The organism is Modestobacter italicus, from assembly GCF_000306785.1.
Taxonomy (GTDB): Bacteria; Actinomycetota; Actinomycetes; order Mycobacteriales; family Geodermatophilaceae; genus Modestobacter; species Modestobacter italicus.
The window spans coordinates 5,278,289-5,297,655 of sequence record NC_017955.1 but is presented as its reverse complement, the minus strand read 5'-3'; the positions used below and the strand labels follow the sequence as shown (position 1 = coordinate 5,297,655).

General features: G+C 71.9%; 14 protein-coding genes and 1 pseudogene. 8 read left to right on the top strand and 7 right to left on the bottom strand.

The annotated features are described in order from the left end of the window. The first annotated feature begins 21 nt into the window (after nucleotides 1–21). Nucleotides 22–291, top strand: a complete 270-nt coding sequence (locus tag MODMU_RS25175) for a DUF2277 domain-containing protein (protein ID WP_014743244.1) — start codon at nucleotides 22–24, stop codon at nucleotides 289–291. 73 nt (nucleotides 292–364) lie between these two features. Here MODMU_RS25175 and MODMU_RS25170 read toward each other — a convergent pair whose 3' ends face one another. Continuing rightward, nucleotides 365–2,383, bottom strand: a complete 2,019-nt coding sequence (locus MODMU_RS25170) for a PTS mannitol transporter subunit IICBA (RefSeq protein WP_014743243.1) — start codon at nucleotides 2,381–2,383, stop codon at nucleotides 365–367. A gap of 284 nt (nucleotides 2,384–2,667) precedes the next feature. On the opposite strand from MODMU_RS25170, the gene MODMU_RS25165 reads away from it, so the two are divergent. Further along, complete coding sequence (locus tag MODMU_RS25165; RefSeq protein WP_014743242.1) at nucleotides 2,668–3,726, top strand: zinc-dependent dehydrogenase; 1,059 nt, start codon at nucleotides 2,668–2,670, stop codon at nucleotides 3,724–3,726. Between the two features lie 27 nt (nucleotides 3,727–3,753). Here the strand turns inward: MODMU_RS25165 and ilvA are convergent, their stop codons facing one another. Together ilvA and MODMU_RS25155 are read right to left on the bottom strand one after the other, a co-directional pair. Continuing rightward, complete coding sequence (gene ilvA, locus MODMU_RS25160) at nucleotides 3,754–5,013, bottom strand: threonine ammonia-lyase IlvA (RefSeq protein WP_014743241.1); 1,260 nt, start codon at nucleotides 5,011–5,013, stop codon at nucleotides 3,754–3,756. A gap of 40 nt (nucleotides 5,014–5,053) precedes the next feature. Further along, complete coding sequence (locus MODMU_RS25155) at nucleotides 5,054–6,514, bottom strand: HNH endonuclease signature motif containing protein (RefSeq protein WP_014743240.1); 1,461 nt, start codon at nucleotides 6,512–6,514, stop codon at nucleotides 5,054–5,056. A 333-nt stretch (nucleotides 6,515–6,847) separates the two neighbouring features. On the opposite strand from MODMU_RS25155, the gene MODMU_RS25150 reads away from it, so the two are divergent. Further along, nucleotides 6,848–7,264, top strand: a complete 417-nt coding sequence (locus MODMU_RS25150) for an HIRAN domain-containing protein (protein ID WP_014743239.1) — start codon at nucleotides 6,848–6,850, stop codon at nucleotides 7,262–7,264. Between the two features lie 573 nt (nucleotides 7,265–7,837). Here the strand turns inward: MODMU_RS25150 and MODMU_RS25145 are convergent. Beyond that, nucleotides 7,838–8,083 (bottom strand): hypothetical protein, encoded by a 246-nt coding sequence (locus MODMU_RS25145; RefSeq protein ID WP_014743236.1) that lies wholly within the window; start codon nucleotides 8,081–8,083, stop codon nucleotides 7,838–7,840. 529 nt (nucleotides 8,084–8,612) lie between these two features. Here MODMU_RS25145 and MODMU_RS27390 point away from each other — a divergent pair. Together MODMU_RS27390 and MODMU_RS25130 are read left to right on the top strand one after the other, a co-directional pair. Beyond that, on the top strand, nucleotides 8,613–8,855 hold the full coding sequence (locus tag MODMU_RS27390) for a hypothetical protein (protein WP_051144080.1): 243 nt from the start codon (nucleotides 8,613–8,615) through the stop codon (nucleotides 8,853–8,855). A gap of 615 nt (nucleotides 8,856–9,470) precedes the next feature. Continuing rightward, nucleotides 9,471–10,052 carry a hypothetical protein gene (locus MODMU_RS25130; RefSeq protein ID WP_014743232.1) on the top strand — a complete coding sequence of 194 codons (582 nt, stop codon included), beginning with the start codon at nucleotides 9,471–9,473 and terminating at the stop codon, nucleotides 10,050–10,052. A gap of 399 nt (nucleotides 10,053–10,451) precedes the next feature. Here MODMU_RS25130 and MODMU_RS25125 read toward each other — a convergent pair whose 3' ends face one another. Further along, entirely contained in the window at nucleotides 10,452–11,360 is a 909-nt protein-coding gene (locus tag MODMU_RS25125; RefSeq protein ID WP_014743231.1) for an SDR family NAD(P)-dependent oxidoreductase, read from the bottom strand. Between MODMU_RS25125 and MODMU_RS25120 the strand changes: the two are divergent. The 3 genes and pseudogenes from MODMU_RS25120 to nhaA form a co-directional block, all read left to right on the top strand. After that, a pseudogene (locus MODMU_RS25120) lies at nucleotides 11,269–14,461 on the top strand (pyruvate carboxylase); the annotation flags it as partial. The gene MODMU_RS25125 and the pseudogene MODMU_RS25120 overlap by 92 nt on opposite strands. A 96-nt stretch (nucleotides 14,462–14,557) precedes the next feature. Then, entirely contained in the window at nucleotides 14,558–14,875 is a 318-nt protein-coding gene (locus tag MODMU_RS29850) for a biotin/lipoyl-containing protein (protein ID WP_331437116.1), read from the top strand. Between the two features lie 41 nt (nucleotides 14,876–14,916). Next, nucleotides 14,917–17,559 carry a Na+/H+ antiporter NhaA gene (nhaA, locus tag MODMU_RS25115; RefSeq protein WP_014743228.1) on the top strand — a complete coding sequence of 881 codons (2,643 nt, stop codon included), beginning with the start codon at nucleotides 14,917–14,919 and terminating at the stop codon, nucleotides 17,557–17,559. 21 nt (nucleotides 17,560–17,580) lie between these two features. On the opposite strand, the gene MODMU_RS25110 is transcribed toward nhaA, so the two are convergent. After that, nucleotides 17,581–18,846 carry a glutathionylspermidine synthase family protein gene (locus MODMU_RS25110; protein ID WP_014743227.1) on the bottom strand — a complete coding sequence of 422 codons (1,266 nt, stop codon included), beginning with the start codon at nucleotides 18,844–18,846 and terminating at the stop codon, nucleotides 17,581–17,583. Further along, nucleotides 18,843–19,268, bottom strand: a complete 426-nt coding sequence (locus tag MODMU_RS29845; protein WP_014743226.1) for a hypothetical protein — start codon at nucleotides 19,266–19,268, stop codon at nucleotides 18,843–18,845. The genes MODMU_RS25110 and MODMU_RS29845 overlap by 4 nt, the downstream gene beginning before the upstream one ends. Between the last annotated feature and the right edge of the window lie 99 nt (nucleotides 19,269–19,367).

Genomic DNA, 19,367 nt, shown 5'->3' with positions numbered 1-19,367 from the left:
CGAGCGCCTAAGGTGCCCGCCATGTGTCGGAACATCCACGTCCTGCACAACCTGGAGCCGGCGACCACCTCCGACGAGGTGCGGGCCGCCGCGCTGCAGTACGTGCGCAAGGTGAGCGGGGCGGCGAAGCCGTCCCAGGCCAACCAGGCCGCGTTCGACCGGGCCGTCGAGGAGATCGCGCACGCGACCGAGCACCTGCTCGCCGACCTGGTCACCACCGCGCCGCCCAAGGATCGCGAGGTGCTGGCCGCGCAGGCCCGTGCCCGCGCCGCCGTCCGCTACGCCCGCTGACGGCCAGGCCCGCTGACGGCGACGGCCCGACCCCCGTGGGGGCCGGGCCGTCGCCGTCGAGCGCGGGGGTCGGTCAGGCGGGCTGCATGGCGCGGAGCACGGCCAGGACGTCGGCCGGGGTCCGGGCGGCCTCGAGCCGGGCGACCTGCTCGCGGTCCACGAAGACCTCCGCGATCTTGCCGAGCAGCTTCAGGTGGTCGTCGCCGGCACCGGCGACGGCGATGACGAACTTGACCTCCTTGCCCTTCCAGTCGATCCCCTGCGGGTAGCGGACGAACGAGATCGCGGTGTGCCGGATCGCCGGCTTGGCCTCGTTCGTGCCGTGCGGGATGGCCAGCAGGTTGCCCATGTAGGTCGACACCGACTGCTCGCGGTCGTGCATGGCCTGGACGTAGCCCGGGTCGACGGCTCCTGCCGCGACCAGCAGCTCGCCGGCCTCGGTGATCGCCGCGTCCCGGGTCGAGCCGGTCCCGTCGAGCACGATGCTGTCCGGCGACAGCAGCTCGCCGCCCTGGTCGCCGGTCGCCGGCCGGTCGGTCCCGGCGGCGGTGGCCGCCGTGCCGGCGCCGGACCCGGCCCCGCCGTTGGTCTCCCGGAGCAGCTCGACGATCTCGTCGTACCGCGGGCTGTCCATGAAGTTCGCGACCGACACGTGACGGGCCGACCCCGTCCGCTGCTCGGCGCGCTCGGTGAGGTCCTCGTGGGTGACCACGAGGTCGTAGCTGTCGGTCAGGTTGGAGATGGCCTTGTTGACCACGGTGACGTCGGTGAACCCGGCCCCGTGCACCTTCTTCCGGAGCACCGAGGCGCCCATGGCGGAGGAGCCCATCCCGGCGTCGCAGGCGAAGACGATCGAGCGGATCGGGCCGTTGCCGGTGGCCGCGCCCGTGCCGACCAGCGCCGAGGCGATCGACGACTTCTTGCCCTTGCGGGCCTCCATGTCCGCTGTCGCGGTGGCGAGGTCGCCGTCGTCGGACTTGTCCAGCTTGAGCAGGAAGGCGGCGACGATGAAGGACACGGCGGCGGCGAGGAGCACCGAGGCGGTGACGCCGACCAGGCTGCTCGGCGGCGCCGCGGCCCAGACGGCGATGATCGAGCCGGGGGACGCCGGCGACCGGAGGCCGGAGTTGAAGACGACGTTGGTCGCAACGCCGGTCATGCCGCCGAGGATGACCGCCACGACCAGCTTGGGCTTCATCAGCACGTAGGGGAAGTAGATCTCGTGGATCCCGCCCAGGAACTGGATGATGATCGCGCCGGGCGCCGAGGCCTTGGCGACACCCTTGCCGAAGAGGGCGAAGGCCAGCAGCAGGCCCAGGCCCGGGCCCGGGTTCGCCTCGAGCAGGAAGAGGATCGACTTGCCCGCCTCCTGGGCCTCGGTCGTGCCGAGCGGCGTCAGGATGCCCTGGTTGATCGCGTTGTTGAGGAACAGGATCTTCGCCGGCTCGATGAAGATCGAGGTCAGCGGCAGCAGCCCGTTGTCGACGAGCGTGTCGACCAGGTTCGACGCGAGCGTGCTGAACGCCTCGACGAACGGCCCGGCGATGACGAACCCGACGATCGCGAGGAAACCGCCCCAGATGCCGGCGGAGAAGTTGTTGACCAGCATCTCGAAGCCGGGGCGGATCTTGTGCGACCACAGGGCGTCGAGCTTCTTCATCGACCAGCCCGCCAGCGGGCCCATCACCATCGCGCCGAGGAACATCGGGACGCTGGCGCCGGTGATGGCGCCCATGGTCGCGATCGCGCCCACCACGCCGCCGCGGATGTTGTCGTCGTACATCATCCGGCCGCCGGTGTAGCCGATGAGCAGCGGCAGCAGGTAGGTGATCATCGGGCCGACGATCCCGGCGCCGTCGACGCCGGAGCCCCAGGCGCCGAGGTCCTCGACGAAGCCGTAGCCGCCGGTGTAGCCGAGCTTGTCACCGATCAGGGTGATCCAGCCGGTCTCGATGAACAGCGCGGTGATGAGCCCCCACGCGATGAACGCGCCGATGTTGGGCAGCACCATGTTCGACAGGAACGTCCCGAACCGCTGGACGTGGAGGCGCATCCCTCCCGAGCGGGCGGCCGAGTGGGCAGTCGTGGCCATGGAAGACCTCTCTGAGCAGGGATCTGTGACCGGTCGACGTGGGTCGCTCAGGCCGGAGGACGGGAGGATCGTCGCGGTGTGACTCCAGTCACGACGATCTGTGGTTGTCTGTATATCTGGCGTCTGAGGTGTGGTCAAGGGGGAGAAACCCACACAATCGCAAGGAGTACCACTCAACCGGGCGGCCCGACCCGGCTCTACAGTGACCAGCGACACCGGCAGCGGTCGCAGCTGCACCGGGCGCCCGAGGGGCGCCACCACCCACGCACCACCCGGAGGACGACATGAAGGCCCTGCGGTTCCACGCCCCGGAGGACGTACGGCTCGAGGACGTCCCCGAGCCCGAGTGCGGCCCCGGCGAGATCAAGATCAAGGTGAAGAACTGCTCGACCTGCGGCACCGACGTCAAGATCTTCCACAACGGGCACCAGAACCTCACCCCGCCGCGGACCATCGGGCACGAGATCGCCGGTGAGGTGGTGGAGGTCGGCTCCGACGTCAACGCCACGTACGGCTCGCAGTGGGCGCCGGGTGACCGGGTGCAGGTGATCGCGGCGGTGCCCTGCGGGCACTGCCACGAGTGCCGCAAGGGCTGGATGGCCGTGTGCCAGAACCAGACCTCGATCGGTTACCAGTACGACGGCGGGTTCGCCGAGTACATGATCGTGCCGCAGCAGGTGCTGGCGGTGGACGGGCTCAACCGGATCCCGGACAACGTCGGCTACGACGAGGCCTCGGCCGCCGAGCCCTTCGCGTGCGCCATCAACGCGCAGGAGTTGCTGGGCATCGAGGAGGGCGACACGCTCGTCGTCTTCGGGGCCGGCCCGATCGGCTGCATGCACATCCGCATCGCGCGCGGTGTCCACAAGGTCGGCACGGTCGTCCTGGTCGACGTCAACGCCGAGCGGCTGAAGATGTCGGCCGACGCCGTGCAGCCCGACGAGGTCATCAACGGTGCCGAGGTCGACGTGGTCGCGCGGGTCATGGAGCTCACCGGAGGCCGCGGCGCGGACGTCGTCATCACCGCCACCGCGGCGAACGTCACCCAGGAGCAGGCGATCGCGATGGCCGCCCGCAACGGGCGCATCTCCTTCTTCGGCGGGCTGCCGAAGACGAACCCGACGATCACCTGCGACTCGAACCTGGTGCACTACCGCCAGTTGCACATCCACGGTGCGAACGGGTCGGCCCCGGAGCACAACAAGCGGGCGCTGGAGTACATCTCCAGCGGGCAGGTCCCGGTCAAGGACCTGATCACCGAGCGGCTGCCGCTGGAGCGCGTGCTCGACGCCTTCTCCATCGTGCAGAACGGCGAGGCCATCAAGGTGACCGTCGAGCCCTAGCGGCGCCGGCCCGCCCCCGGCACGCCGTCAGACCAGGAAGCGGTAGGCGGTCGTGCCGGGGGCGAGGTGCTGGATCTTGAGCGGGCCGGCCTCGATCCGGGCCATGAGCGGGGCGAGGCCGGCGGCGCTGCCGAGCTCGATCCCGGTCAGCGCCGCCCCGGTCTCCCGGTTGTCGCGCTTGACGTACTCGAACAGCACGATGTCGTCGTCGGGGCCGAGCACCTCGTCGAGGAACCGGCGCAACGCGCCGGGTTCCTGCGGGAACTCGACGAGGAAGTAGTGCTTCAGCCCGCGGTGCACCAGGGATCGCTCTACGACCTCGGCGTACCGGCTGACGTCGTTGTTGCCGCCCGACAGCAGGCTCACCACCGTCTGCCCGGGCTCGACGGTGACGCGGCCGCCGGTCAGCGCGGCGCTGGCCAGGGCGCCCGCCGGCTCGGCGATGACCCCGTCGACCTGGTAGAGGTCGAGCATCTCGGTGCAGATCTGCCCTTCGGGCACGGTCACCAGCTCGCAGCCGGCGTCGCGGACGAGCGGGAAGGTGACGTCGCCGACCCGGCGCACGGCGGCGCCGTCGACGAAGGTGTCGATCTCGGCGAGCTCCACCGGGTGCCCGGCGGCCAGGGCGGCGGCCATCCCGGCGGCTCCGGCCGGTTCCACGCCGACCACCCGGACGCCGGGTGCGGTCTCCCGCAGCCAGGTGGCGCAGCCGGCGAGCAGGCCGCCTCCGCCGACGGGGAGGACGACGACGTCGGGCACGCTGCCCAGCTGCTCGAGCACCTCGACCGCGACGGTGGCCTGCCCGGCGACGGTGGACGGCGCGTCGAAGGCGGGCACCAGCGTGGCGCCGGTCGCGAGGGCGTGCGCGGCCGCGGCCGCCGCCGCGTCGTCGTAGGTGTCGCCGAGGACGACGAGCTCGACCATGTCCCCGCCGAGGGCGGCGATCCGCTGCCGCTTCTGCCGCGGCGTGGTGCCGGGCACGAAGACCTTGCCACGGACGCCGAGCACCCGGCAGGCGTAGGCCACGCCCTGCCCGTGGTTGCCGGCGCTGGCGGTCACGGCGCCGACCGCGCGGCTGGCGGCGTCGAGCTGGCTGATCGTGTTGTAGGCCCCGCGGACCTTGTACGAGCGGCCCACCTGCAGGTCCTCGCGCTTGACCCAGACGGCGGCGCCGGTGAGCTCGGACAGCCGGGCGTTGCGCTGCAGCGGCGTCCGTTCGGCGACGCCGGCCAACCGGCGGGCGGCCTGGGAGACCTCGGCGGAGAACCCGGTGCGCACGTCGGTCACGGCGCCATCCTCCCCTGGCGTCTGATCGGGGCTGCGTGCACTAGAACGGCGGCGGGTCGTCGGCGGACTGCGGTGGTTCGGGTCCAGCGGGTGCTGGTGGTGGTCGCATGCCCGGTGGTCGGGTCGTCCGGGTGACGCCGGAGGGGGTGGTCACGGTGAGCACCCCGTCGTCGGTCATGGCGAAGTGCCAGCCCGGCGCGAAGGTCTTGAGCCGGTGGTGGGAGCGGCACAGGCAGCAGAGGTTGGCGCAGTCGGTGGCGCCGCCGCAGGCGGCGGGAATGACGTGGTCGAGGTCGGCCCAGCCGACGCGTTGCCCGCAGTTGGGGAACCGGCACCGCCGGTCCCGGGTGGTGACGAAGGCCCGCTGGCGATCGGTGGGTTCGTAGGCGTCGGTCGCCGGCGGCGGGCCGGTCACCGGGCAAGCGCACTGGCTGTCGGGGTGGGTGGTGCAGCCGCGGCGGGCCAGCCTGGTGAGTTCGGCGGGGGTGAGGGTGGCCAGCAGCTCCCCATTCGGGCCGGTGATGGCGAAGCTGAGCGTCCCGCCGTCGGGGGCGGTGAGCCCGAGCGAGCTCACGCGGGCGAGGAGCTCGCGGACGTGGGCGGCGGTGATCGGCAGCCCGTTCACCTCACCGGCGCTGCTGCCAGTCCCGCCAAGGGAGTCCACGTCGGCGGTCACGGTCACATTCGCGCTCACCGGCGGCAGGCCGTTGTCGGCCGGCCGGCGGATCAGCAGCGACAGCACATGCGCCCGCAGCGCCCCGATCCGGCGCGGGTCACCGTCGGCCTTCAGCATCTTCGCCAGCTGGTCGACGATGTCGTAACACTCGACAGCCTCCTCGGCCGGCAGATCCGCGGCCAGCGTCGCCCGCCCGTCACTCGCCGAGGGGTACAGGTGCACGTCAGCGGCCTTGTCAGCTTCTTTCCGGCGCTGGTCGGCGGCGGCGGCGTCCAGCTGCACCATCAACTCGGTGGCCTTGGCCTTCAGCCGGGTCACCGCCAGGTCCGTGGCCTCCGGCAGCAGCGCCGCCTCCACCTGCCCGGCCACCTCGGCGCTGGTGTGCTGCAGCACCTCGGCCAGCTGCGCAGCCCGCCGCTCGTCCAGCTCCCCGGCCGCCAGCGCAGCGAACGTGGCCGGCAGCTTCGTCAGCCAGGTGTGCGCCCGGGCATACCGGTGCGCGGCGGTACCCCGGCCCACGTTGAGCACCGCCGACAACTCCGCGGTGAAGAACTCACTGGGCCCGTCGTAACCCTCGTCCACCGCCCAGCCCGGCCGGCGGGCACCCGGTGTGCCCGGCGCGGGGTCATCGGTGGCCGGGCGGGCCGCGGCCATGGACATGATCAGCTCGGCCTCGTAGGCGGCGATCCGGGCCTGCTGCTGCTGCGCCCGCTGCAGCTCGACAGCCCGCTCCTCATCCGACAACCAGGACACCGGCGGCCGCGGCCGGATGACCGGGTGCTCCCACACCAGGTCCACCAGCACCTGCACCCCCGCCCCCGTCATGCACCCAACCTACGGACGGGGTACGACAGTTTCTGGACGTCCGAGGGCGACCAATTGAATTGCAGCGAGGGATCGATGCCGCTTCTCACATACCCGCTCAGAAGGCGGCCTATGGGACAGCCGTTCCCACGTGGCCGGCTCGACGCTCACTCCTCTGCGGTCGCGCTGGGTTCAGGCGTCGACCTGTGCCCAAAGGGGGTGCTCGCCTGCTGAGGCGGCTGCGGCTGGGGTCACGATCCGAAGTCCCTCTGCCGATGGTCGTTTCGTCGCGTCTGTTTCGCGGCGATGGCCACGTTCGATGCGACCGCTGGCGAGTGATCCGAGGAGGCACCCGTGGGGAAGTTGCTGGATTTGCTGAAAGCCAAGTCGGCCGGTAGCCCTCAGCGACGCGTCGAGGGTGAGTCGATCAGTATCGATATCGTTGGCGAGTTGGCGTACCAGGAACACATTCGGCGTGTGAGCCGCGCGGCCGACAGCGGCGAGTTCGAGATCGTGTTGCATCCAGAGCCGCGCAATCCGCACGATCGGAACGCTGTTGCCGTCCTCGCCGAGGGACAGCCGGTGGGATACCTGCCGCGGGAAATGGCCGCCATCTGGCAGCCCGCGCTCTTGAAGGCTGCATCGAAGGGATACGCCGTAATCGGCACTGCCGAGGCTTTTGGCGGAACGGCAAAGAAGAAGAATCTTGGAGTCTTCGGCCAGGCGCCGTGGCCCGGTCCTGGCATTCCGCCTCGCGGGGCCATGCGCTAGGCAGCAGGGCGACCCCGGAAGTCGGCTCATCCCCCACCTTCGGAGCCGCTTAGTATCGCGACCGTCCTGAAGGGCGGCTCTGTGGAGACTTCCGGCCGCATGTCTACGCACCGCGTGCGCATCGCTGGCGGCGAGTTGATCGCCTTCGCGCCTAACGAGCGGCTGACCCGCCTAGAGCCCGGATCCGGACCGCGGGACTGCCGAATCTGGGCCGTAGCCGTGAGCAACAACGAAGGCCGCGATCGACCCGTAGTTTTGGCGAATCACCGCCGTTTCGGCGACACGGTCGTGCGTCTGCACGAAGAAGCGGCCCGGCTTCGTAGCTCCACCGCATCCACAGAAGCACGAACCGGTGGGCGTCAGGTCAGTCATCGCACGACGCTCTCACGCAAGCGGACAGTCCCGACGGCCATGGTCTAAAGACATGGCCGTGGTTCCCTCGTAGGGGTGATCGGGCGGCCGCAATCACGGCAAGCCTCCCTATGGGAGCGCAGAAGGGACTCATCCACGCCGCTTTGGCCAGATGGGTCATCCCGTGAGGCCATGCAGGGCCCGTTGACTCAGGGTGGGCCGCTAAGGCGCGAGCAGCCGAGCAGCCTGTTCATCTGCAGCTGCGGGTGACCAGGTGCCACCAAGGTCGTCGAGGAGCCTCATCTCGAAGTGCGTCCACTCGAGGACATTTATGATCGCCTCGCCCGCTTCGTCCTCGACTCGCACCGGGGTGGATGCCTCAGTCGAGAACTGCCCGGTGGGCGTTTCGATCACCGCGATCCACCGGTCCGGCGCGACAGGGAAGACCTCGACGTCGACACGTTGCACAGCCGCATACTGCCTGCCGGGTCGCCGGGCGACATATGTCTCGTAGTGGGCCGGTCAAGGACAGTGCTTGGAGACTGTGCGGGTTGAGGGCTTGTGTCGGCCTCTCCAACGGGTGATGCGCTGGGCCCATGATCGTTGTCCCGTGGGACGATCTTGAGAGGCCGCCAAACAAGGCTCAGATCGCGATCGTTCTAGGCCTCGCGGTCCTGTTGGCCCTCTTAGACTGGGTCATCAATGACAGTTTTCGGATGGCGATTGTGCTCGCCGTGGGGGCGGTGGTGGGTCTCGTCCTCCGGTTCTTGCGCAACACCCGGCGAGGATCCGACCGCTCCTGAACGACGCCGACGCTCAGCTCACAAGTACCCATAGTGGGCCGCTCAGAGACAGTCGGCCTGCCCCTCCCGCATGGCGGCCTACGGGACACCTCGCGACGACGCGCTCCTCATTCGGCCCTCTCGGCGCAGCGTCCCGGCCAGGTCGGGCTCCGAGCTCTCACCGGGGGCAGTCCAGCTCCTTAGTCCATCGCTCAGTGGCGACGGCATTTGTAGAGATCGGGCAGGCTGGCTCCATGCAGCTTTTTCCCGAGCCACCTGCTCTCGAGCGCGACGTCGTCGACGCCCTGGTCGCCTACGCCGAGCAGTGCGCCACCTGGCTAGAAAAGGACATGCGCGAGGCCGAAGCGCGGGGTCACCGCCCATCCGCAGAGCAGCAGGACAACCTGCGCGGCTACCGTTTTACCGCCCTGTTCCTGCAGGAAAGTTACGACGACTGAGAACCCCTATGAGCGCAGCGAGGCACCTCAAACAAATCACCCTGGCGCCCGGCGGCGGTGTCCCATGGTGGGCCGCTCCGGGACAGCCTTCGTCAAGCTTTGGCTCTATAGAGCGGATGAAAACGGCGGCGGTGGAGCCGGCTCATTCTCGCTTGCAGGGCCAGCGGTCATGGCCTGTCGTAGTCGATCGAGGTCCGCAGGCTTCGACAGGCTTAGGTCCAGGACTCGATCAGCCGGCGCGCCCGCTCGCTGGAAGCCCCGGGGTTGTAGGTGCGTCCGCCAAAGCCAGTCGAGCCACGCAGCAGCCCAGGCGCCCTCGTCGCCACGACCTGAAATTTGCCGCCAGTGGCCGGGGGACGACCGCTCGCAAGGGCAGGCGCTGTGCCACCAGTACGCATCGCTTGCGGTCAGGGCGTATGCGCCACCAGGCCGCTTGTTGAACCAGCCAGGCGTAGCCACATGCCGACGTTAACGCTCTGCCGGGCGACCCCGGAGGCAGTCGCCCGTAGTGGGCCGCTTTGTGCGACTTCCGTCCGAGGCGCTCGACGAGGCCCCCCCCGCTGATCGGAGCAGCACGACGTAGTCCGGTCCCGCTTCTGCAGGCAGCATGACGACGTGCAGACACCCCGGCAGCAGACAGCGCGGCTCCTGCGGCGGCGAAGTGAGGAAGGCGCGCAGGACAGCGCTGCAATCGCGCAAAAGCTTGCGGAGCTACCTCCCTACCAGCGTGTCTGGTTCGCTCAGTTGATCCTGGGCGCGGCTCTGCTCGCAGGGTCATCGCCGGTAGAGATCGCCGTGCTTGCCCTCCGTGCCCTGTTGCGCCAGCGGGGAGTGCAGACCGGCGCGGCCGCCGGGACGCTGCTCACCTTCTTGGCGAGCCACGCGTACACCACAGCGCTCAGGCGGCAGCTCACAACTGAGGCCTCAGCGGACGATGAGGATCAAGACGAACCTTGGTTCGACCGCTGGGTAACGCGGGCGATCTTCAGCGGCGCAGTCGTCTTGCCGGCCGTTGGGGGTGTGCTGCCTGGCGCGGTCGTGCTGCGCCGGCGGTCACCGTTGTGGGGCTTGGCTCTCTGGGCGTTCGTCCGCCTCGTGGCCGTCATGGTGTTGGCGGTAGACGCCTCTCGACTGAGCAAGCGTCGGAAGGCAGAGGAGGCGGGAAGCGCCTCGGCGGCCTCTGCCGACGAACTCTGACCCGCTGGCTCCAACCACGGCGCCCACACAATTGTCCCTGCGGGGGCCGCTCTGGGACAGATTCCGAGTCTGCCGCTCAGTTCGACCGGCGACGTCGGGAAAAGGCGAAGTACAGCAGTGAAGCGATGCCAGCCACGAGGACGGCGCAACCGACGAAGGTCACGCCCGAGCGGAAGCTCAGCAAGCCGGTCACGGCAAAGGACACTCCAGCGGCGAGCGAAAGTCGCTGTCGCCACCCATACGGCCGTTCGCTCGCACCTCGCGCATGGGTGGAACCTAGCCACACGAGAGTCCACGGCTCTGCGCTGTCCCATAGTGGCCGGCCGCTCTGGGACGCGCGTGCCGGCTCGCCCGTGGAGCGGCCGGGCTCCGCGGCGCCCCGGCACCGGGTGACGGCGCTCAGATGCCGAAGTAGTCGCCCCGGGTCGCTTCCTTCTCCGGGACCGGTGCGAACACGTTCCCGGTCGTCGGCGCCACGGAGTCCCGAGACATCCCGAAGACCTTCAGCAGCGGCCCGACCAGCGCGTCGAACACCGGCGGGAACAGTCGGAACCCCGCGATGATCACCGGGTTGGCGAACCCGGACTGCTTGAGCCGCCGCGGTGTGTCGATCCGGGCGACGACCGCCCGGGCGACCCGCTCCGGGGTGTAGACCGGCGGCGGCGGGTGGCCGGTGTTGCCCAGCACGGTCGCGGCCTGGTCGTAGATCGGCGTCGTCGTGCCGCCGGGGGCCACCGCGGAGACGTGCACGTCGGGCAGCTCGCGCAGCTCCTGCTGGATCGTGCGGACCAGGCCGAGCTGACCCCACTTCGCGGTGACGTAGGCGCCCATCGTCGGCGCGGTGATCGAGGCGAGCAGCGAGCTGATGACGACGACGTGGCCGCGCTGCTGCGCCCGGAGCACCGGCAGCGCCGACCGGAAGACGTGGAAGGTGCCCTGGACGGCGGTGTCGACGACCCGCTCGAAGACGTCGGGCTGGATGTCCTCCACCCGGCCGTAGGCCATCACGGTGGCCGCGTGCACGACGACGTCGAGCCGGCCGAACGTGCCGGTGGCGCGGTCGACGGCCGCCTGCACCGCGTCCGGGTCCAGGACGTCGGCCGGGACGCACTCGACCGCGGTGGCCCCCGCGGCCCGGCAGTCGGCGGCCGCGTCGACCAGCGTCGTCGCGCTGCGCGACACCAGCACCAGCGAGGCACCCCGCTTGGCGAACTCGATGGCGCTGGCCCGACCGATGCCGGAGGAGGCGCCGGTGACCAGCACGACCTCCTTCAACGCACGTGCAGAGGAGAGGTCGTCGGCAGTCACCTCCCCCCGCTACCCGGGATCCCGGCGCGCACGCATCGTGCACAACGGATCTCGCCCCGGGGCCGCACCACCGGACCCGCCGCTAGCGTCTGCCCCCACGAGGGCGGCTCCCGCGGCCACCCCGGCACGAGAGGGGACCCCCGTGTTCGAGAAGGTGCTGGTCGCCAACCGCGGCGAGATCGCCGTCCGCGCGTTCCGTGCCGCCTACGAGCTGGGCGCCGGGACGGTCGCGGTCTTCCCGCACGAGGACCGCAACTCCGTGCACCGGCTCAAGGCGGACGAGAGCTACGAGATCGGCGAGCCCGGGCACCCGGTGCGGGCCTACCTGGACGTCGGCGAGATCGTCCGCGCCGCCCAGCGGGCCGGCGCCGACGCCGTCTACCCCGGTTACGGCTTCCTCTCGGAGAACCCGGAGCTCGCCGAGGCGTGCGCGGCGGCGGGGATCACCTTCGTCGGCCCGTCGGCGGCGGTGCTGGAGCTGACCGGGGACAAGTCCCGGGCGATCGCCGCGGCCCGGGCCGCGGGCCTGCCGGTGCTGGCCGGCACCGAGCCCAGCGACGACGTCGACACGCTGCTGGCGGCCGCCGACGCGATCGACGGCCCGGTGTTCGTCAAGGCCGTGGCCGGCGGTGGCGGGCGCGGCATGCGCCGGGTCACCGACCCGGCGGAGCTGCGCGGCGCGATCGAGGCGGCCATGCGGGAGGCGGAGTCCGCGTTCGGCGACGCCACCGTGTTCCTGGAGCAGGCGGTCCTCGACCCGCGGCACATCGAGGTGCAGGTCCTCGCCGACGGCGAGGGGAACGTCATCCACCTCTACGAGCGGGACTGCTCGGTGCAGCGGCGGCACCAGAAGGTCATCGAGATCGCCCCGGCCCCGAACCTGGACCCGGAGCTGCGGGAGCGGATGTGCGCCGACGCCGTCCGGTTCGCCCGGGAGATCGGCTACAGCTGCGCCGGCACGGTGGAGTTCCTCGTCGACCGCGAGGGCCGGCACGTGTTCATCGAGATGAACCCGCGGATCCAGGTCGAGCACACGGTGACTGAGGAGGTCACCGACGTCGACCTGGTGCAGAGCCAGCTGCGGATCGCGGCGGGGGAGACGCTGGCCGACCTGGGGCTGAGCCAGGACGCGATCGTGCTGCGCGGCGCGGCGCTGCAGACCCGGATCACCACCGAGGACCCGGCCAACGGCTTCCGCCCGGACACCGGCCGGATCACCGCCTACCGCTCGCCCGGCGGCGCCGGCGTCCGGCTGGACGGCGCGGCCACCCTGGGCGCGGAGGTGGGCGCCTACTTCGACTCGATGCTGGTCAAGCTCACCTGCCGCGGCCGCACCTGGGACCTCGCGGTCGCCCGCGCCCGGCGGGCGGTCGCCGAGTTCCGCATCCGCGGGGTGAGCACCAACATCCCGTTCCTGCAGGCCGTGCTGGACGACCCGGACTTCCGGGCCGGCCGGGTGACGACGTCGTTCATCGAGGAGCGCCCGGAGCTGCTCACCGCCCGGTCCTCGGCCGACCGGGGCACCAAGATGCTCAGCTACCTGGCCGACGTGACGGTGAACCGGCCGCACGGCGAGCGGCCGCACCTGGTCGACCCGACCGAGAAGCTGCCGCGGCTGGACCTGAGGCAGCCGCCGGCCGAGGGCTCCCGCGACCGGCTGCGCGCGCTCGGCCCGGAGCGGTTCGCCGCCGACCTGCGCGCGCAGACCGCGCTCGCGGTCACCGACACGACGTTCCGGGACGCCCACCAGTCGCTGCTGGCCACCCGGGTGCGCACCAAGGACCTGGTCGCCGTCGCCGGCCACGTGGCGCGGGCGACGCCCGAGCTGCTGAGCATCGAGGCCTGGGGCGGGGCGACCTACGACGTCGCGCTGCGCTTCCTGCACGAGGACCCCTGGGACCGGCTGGCCGCACTCCGCGAGGCCGTGCCGAACGTCTGCCTGCAGATGCTGCTGCGCGGGCGCAACACGGTCGGCTACACGCCGTACCCCGAGCAGGTCACGAGCGCGTTCGTGGCCGAGGCGGCCCGCACCGGCATCGACGTCTTCCGGGTGTTCGACGCGCTCAACGACGTCAGCCAGATGCGCCCGGCGATCGACGCCGTCCGGGAGACCGGGACGGCGGTCGCCGAGGTCGCGCTCTGCTACACCGCCGACCTGTCCGACCCGGCCGAGCAGCTGTACACCCTGGACTACTACCTCCGGCTGGCCGAGCAGATCGTCGAGGCCGGTGCGCACGTGCTGGCGATCAAGGACATGGCCGGCCTGCTCCGCCCGCCGGCGGCGGCCACGCTGGTGACGGCGCTGCGCGAGCGCTTCGACCTGCCGGTGCACCTGCACACGCACGACACCCCCGGCGGGCAGTTGGCCACGCTGATGGCGGCCTGGCAGGCCGGGGTCGACGCGGTGGACGGCGCCAGCGCGGCCCTGGCCGGGACGACGTCGCAGCCGGCGCTGTCGTCGATCGTGGCGGCGACCGACCACACCGACCGGGCCACCGGGCTGGACCTGCGCGCGGTCAACGACCTGGAGCCCTACTGGGAGGCCGTCCGCCGGGTCTACGCACCCTTCGAGTCCGGGCTGCCCGCGCCGACCGGGCGGGTGTACACCCACGAGATCCCCGGCGGGCAGCTGTCCAACCTGCGCCAGCAGGCCATCGCCCTGGGCCTGGGCCAGCGGTTCGAGGAGGTCGAGGCGATGTACGCGGCGCCGACGGCTGCTCGGCCGGCTGGTCAAGGTCACCCCGTCGTCGAAGGTCGTCGGGGACCTGGCGCTGCAGCTGGTCGGCGCCGGGGTCGCGGTCGCCGACTTCGCGGCCGACCCCGGCGCGCACGACCTGCCCGACTCCGTCGTCGGCTTCCTACGCGGCGAGCTGGGTGACCCGCCCGGCGGCTGGCCCGAGCCGTTCCGCAGCCGGGCCCTGGAGGGGCGGCGTCCCGCCGAACCGCCCGCCGAGCTCACCGACGACGACCTCGCCGGGTTGGCCGAGGAACCGCGCCCGACGCTCAACCGGCTGCTGTTCCCCGGGCCGACGAAGGAGTTCCGCGCCCACCGGGAGGCCTACGGCGACACGTCGGTGCTGCCGAGCAAGGAGTTCCTGTACGGGCTGCGGACCAACACCGAGCACTCGGTCGACCTCGAGCCCGGCGTCCGGCTGCTCATCGGCATCGAGGCGGTCTCCGACGCCGACGAGCGCGGCATGCGCACGGTGATGTGCACGATGAACGGCCAGCTGCGGCCGGTGTCGGTGCGGGACCGGTCCGTCTCGGCCGACGTCCAGCCGGCGGAGAAGGCCGACCGCAGCGACCCCGGTCAGGTGGCCGCGCCGTTCGCCGGCGTCGTCACCCTGGCGGTGTCCGAGGGCGACCAGGTGGAGGCCGGGGCGCAGGTCGGCACGATCGAGGCGATGAAGATGGAGGCCTCGATCACCGCGCCGCGGGCGGGCTCGGTGACCCGGGTGGCGATCGGCGCCGTCCAGCAGGTCGAGGGCGGTGACCTGCTCGTCGTCCTGGGCTGAGCGGTTTCCCAGCCGTCACACGGGGACGGTAGGAAGTGCCGGTGACCTCCGCACGGACGACGACCCGGTCGAGCTCGCGGCACCTGATCGCGCAGATGTCCGCCCCGGTGCGCCGGTTCATCGCCACCGAGGCGGCCAGCGCCGCGCTGCTCGTCATCGCGACGGTGATCGCGCTGCTGTGGGCGAACTCCCCCTGGCGCGACTCCTACGACCGGCTGTGGCACACCGACTTCTCCGTGCAGTTCGGCTCGGCGGGGGTCACCGAGTCCCTGCAGCACTGGGTGAACGAGGGCCTGATGGTCTTCTTCTTCTTCCTGGTCGGGATGGAGGTCCGCCGGGAGCTGCAGATGGGCGAGCTCACCCAGCGCAACCGGCTGTCGGTGCCCACCCTCGCCGCGCTCGCCGGGCTCGTCGTCCCGGCGCTGGTCTACGCCGCGTTCAACGCCGGCGGCCCGGGCGCCCACGGGTGGGGCATCGCGATGGCCACCGACACCGCCTTCCTGCTCGGCGTCCTGGCACTGGTCGGCCCGCGCTGCCCCACCCAGCTGCGGGTCTTCCTGCTCTCGCTGTCGGTGGTCGACGACATCGGCGCGCTGAGCGCCATCGCGGTCTTCTACTCCGACGACATCGACCTGGTGGCCCTGGGGATCGCCGCCCTCTGCGTCCTCGCCTTCTACCTGCTCACCCGGTGGCAGGTCTGGCGCGGCCCGTTCTACTTCGCCGTCGGGGTGGTGATGTGGCTGTCGATGGAGGCCTCCGGGGTCAGCCCGACGATCGGCGGCGTGGTGCTGGGGCTGCTGGTCAGCGCCTACCCGCCGCGCCGCAGCGAGGTCGAGTCCGCGGGGCTGCTGACCCGGGCCTTCCGCCAGTCACCGGACCCGGCGCTGGCCCGGCAGGCGAAGCTCTCGGTGGAGCGGGCCATCTCGCCGAACGAGCGGATCGGCGCGCTGCTGGTGCCCTGGAGCGGCTACGTCGTCGTCCCGGTGTTCGCGCTGGCCAACGCAGGGGTGCACCTGAGCACCGAGCTGATGGCCCAGGCGGTGACCTCGCCGATCACCATCGGCGTCTTCGTCGCCCTGGTGGTCGGCAAGTTCCTCGGCGTCGGGGTGGCGGCCACCGCGGCGGTGCGGCTCCGGCTCGGCCAGCTGCCGCCTGGGGTCGACCTGCGCAGCGTCTGGGGCGGCGCGGTGCTGTCCGGCCTGGGGTTCACCGTCTCCCTCTTCGTCACCGACCTCGCCTTCGACGACCCCGAGCTGCAGGACGAGGCGCGGGTCGGCATCCTCGCGGCCGCGGTCACCGCCGCCGTCCTCGGGGCGGTGTGGTTCCGGCTGCTCGGCCGGCGCGACCACGCCGAGGAGACCCCGGCGGCCCGCCGGCTGGACCCGCCGGTCGACCCGGCGCGCGACCACGTGCGGGGCTCGGTCGGCGCGCCGCTGGAGCTGGTCGAGTTCGGCGACGTCGAGTGCCCGTTCTGCGGGCGGGCCACCGGCGTGCTCAGCGAGCTGCGCCGCCGGTTCGGCGACGACCTGCGCTACGTCTTCCGGCACCTGCCGCTGCCCGACGTCCACCCGCACGCGGAGCTGGCCGCCGAGGCCGTCGAGGCCGCCGGCGCGCAGGGCGCCTTCTGGGCGATGCACGACCGGCTCTTCGCCCACCAGGACCAGCTGGAGGCCGGCGAGCTGCTCGACCACGCCGCCGCCCTGGGGCTGGACCTCGGCCGGTTCGCCCGGGAGCTCGGCGACGGGACGTTCGCCCCGCGGGTGCGCGAGGACGTCGCCTCGGCGGAGGCCAGCGGGGTGTCCGGGACGCCGACCTTCTTCGTCAACGGCGTGCGGCACGAGGGGCCGACCACCACCGAGGCGCTCGCCGCCGCGCTGCTGGCCAGCGACCCGCGTGGGCCCGGCCGCCAGCCGCTGCCGGCCGCGCCGGGCACCCCGGCGGCCGCCCGCGGGTTGGTGCTGTCCCCCTCGGCCGAGCTGCCCGGCATCACCCGGCTGCCCGACGGCCGGTTCGAGGAGACCCCGGACGACGGGTCGACCCCGCGGCTGACCGCGGCGCAGCTCGCCGCGCTGACCCGGGCCGGCCGGCGGGTGCGCACCGAGCACGGCCAGGTGCTGCTGCGCTCCGGTGCCGCCGAGTACGACTTCTTCGTGATCCTGTCCGGGTCGGTGGCGATCGTCGAGGGCCCGCTGGACGGGCCGGGCAAGCGCGTGGTCGCCGTCAACGGCCCCGGGCGGTTCCTCGGCGGGCTCAACCAGCTCGCCGGTCAGCGGCCGGTGCGCTCGCTGGTCGCGGCCGAGGCCGGGGAGGTCGTGCTGATCACCCTGGAGCAGCTCCGCGCGCTGCTGGCCCGCGACCGCGAGCTGGGCGACCTGATCACCCGGTCGTTCCTGCTCCGCCGGGCGATGCTGATCGGGCAGGCCAGCGGGCTGCGGGTGGTGGGCGACCGCCGCTGGCCGGCCAGCCAGCGGCTGCAGGCCGAGCTGGCCGAGGACGGCATCGCGCACCAGTGGCTCGACCCGGCCGAGGACGCGGCCGCCCGCACGCTGTTCGCCGAGGCCGGGGGCGACGGCGGCACCCGACCGATCGTGATCCGACCCGACGGCCGGGTGCTGGTCGAGCCCACCCGCGACGACCTGCTGGCCGCGGCCGGCTCGGCCACCCGGGACCTGACCACCACCTGACCCGCCGGACCGGCGAGCCGGTCAGGCCGACCAGGTGGTGTTCGGCGGCCGGACGAAGTCGATGGTGTGCGGGACGAAGAAGGACAGGTCGTCGGTGATGAGGCCGTCGGACTCGCGGATGCCCAGCCCGGCGGCCTCGCCGTCGACCACCCACGCGCCCAGCACCGGGTGGTGCGGGCCGTCGGGTCCGGCGAAGTCCGGCAGCGCGCACAGCTGCTGCACCACCCAGCCCTCGGCGCCGTAGCGGCCGCCCATCGAGGCGAGCACCTCACCGCCCGGCGCGACCAGCTCGACGTTGTTGCCCTCCCGGCCGAACAGCGGCTTGCGGGCGAACCCGGTCTCGCGCAGCTCGCCGGCCCGCGGGTCGTCGGCGAAGAACGCCGGCAGCAGGTGCCGGGAGATCACCGGGTCGTGCTCGTAGCGCTGCCAGAGCACCGGCAGCAGCCCCTTGTTCGACCAGAGCATCTTCCAGATGGGCTCGACCCACGTCGTCCCGCCCGGGCGGCGGATGTCGGCGATCACCGACGGGCCGTACTCGTCCTCGAGCAGCCACTCCCAGGGGTAGAGCTTGAAGACGACGTCGAGCCGGTGGCCCTGCGGGTCGTAGAACCGGGCGTCGCCGGTGTCCAGGCCCAGCTCCTCGGTGGTCAGCACCACCGGCTCGTAGCCCGCGCGGCGCACGCAGTCGGCCATGTAGGCGACCGTCATCCAGTCCTCGCCGCTGCGGTCGCCCTCGGTCCAGGCCAGGTGCACCCGCTCGGGACGGCGCCGGTAGTGCGCCTCCCAGCGCGACAGGTTCCGCCGCCAGGCGTCCACCAGCCGGTCGTCGAGCTGGTTCCACTGGTCCTTGCCCTGCCCGGTCTCCAGGTGCCACGCCCACTGGACCACCGCGGCCTCGACCAGGGAGGTCGGGGTGTCGGCGTTGAACTCCAGCAGTCGGGGGGCGGCCTTGCCGTCCCACCACAGGTCGAACCGGCCGTAGATGCTCGGCGGCTCGTACTCCCAGGTGGCCCGGATGACGTCGCGGGCGTCCCGCGGGATGCGCATCCGGTCCAGCAGCCGCTCGTCGGACAGCGCCAGCTCACCCGCCTCCACGCAGGCGGCGAACAGCTGGTCGGTGGTCTCGGCCAGCCGGTCGACCTCGGCCGCGGTGAAGTCGTAGAACACGTCCTCCCGCCAGTAGGAGCGGGTGTCGCCGCCGGGCACGGTCGTCTTGTTGTAGACCAGGCCCTGGGACTCGATCTCGGCCTCCCAGCCCAGCCGGGCCTTGCCGTACAGCCGCCTCACGAGCCGCTGCTCCCCCCGCCGGAGCCCTTGCCGATGCCGCCGGAGATGCGCGTGCCCGAGGCGACCTTGCCGGCGCCTGCCAGGCCCGCCGCGCGCCGGGCGGTGCTGTCGGACGGGTTCACCCGGGTGGCCGTGCCGGTGTACTGGCGGGGGATGGTCTGCCCGACCGAGTAGCGGTTGCCGCCGAACCCACCGAGGAGGAAGAAGAAGGGGAGCCCGCCGACGAACCCGCCGTTGCGCTCGGCCTCCTCGCACTGGTCGTCGTCGACCACCTGGTCCTGCTCGTCGACGCAGTAGACCTCGCGGGCCTCGTTCTCGTTCTCGCCCCCGGCCCCGCAGGCGGTCAGCCAGCCCATGGCCGCGCCGCTGAGGGTCACCGTGCTGATCACGGCCTTGACCCGGTTGCTCCTCGACGTGCTCACGGTCCGCGCTCCTCACCTGCCGGCGGCCACCAGAGCCACCGGACCCGCCCATGCTGTCGGACGTCGCCGCCCCGCGGCCACCCGGCCCTGCCCCACTCT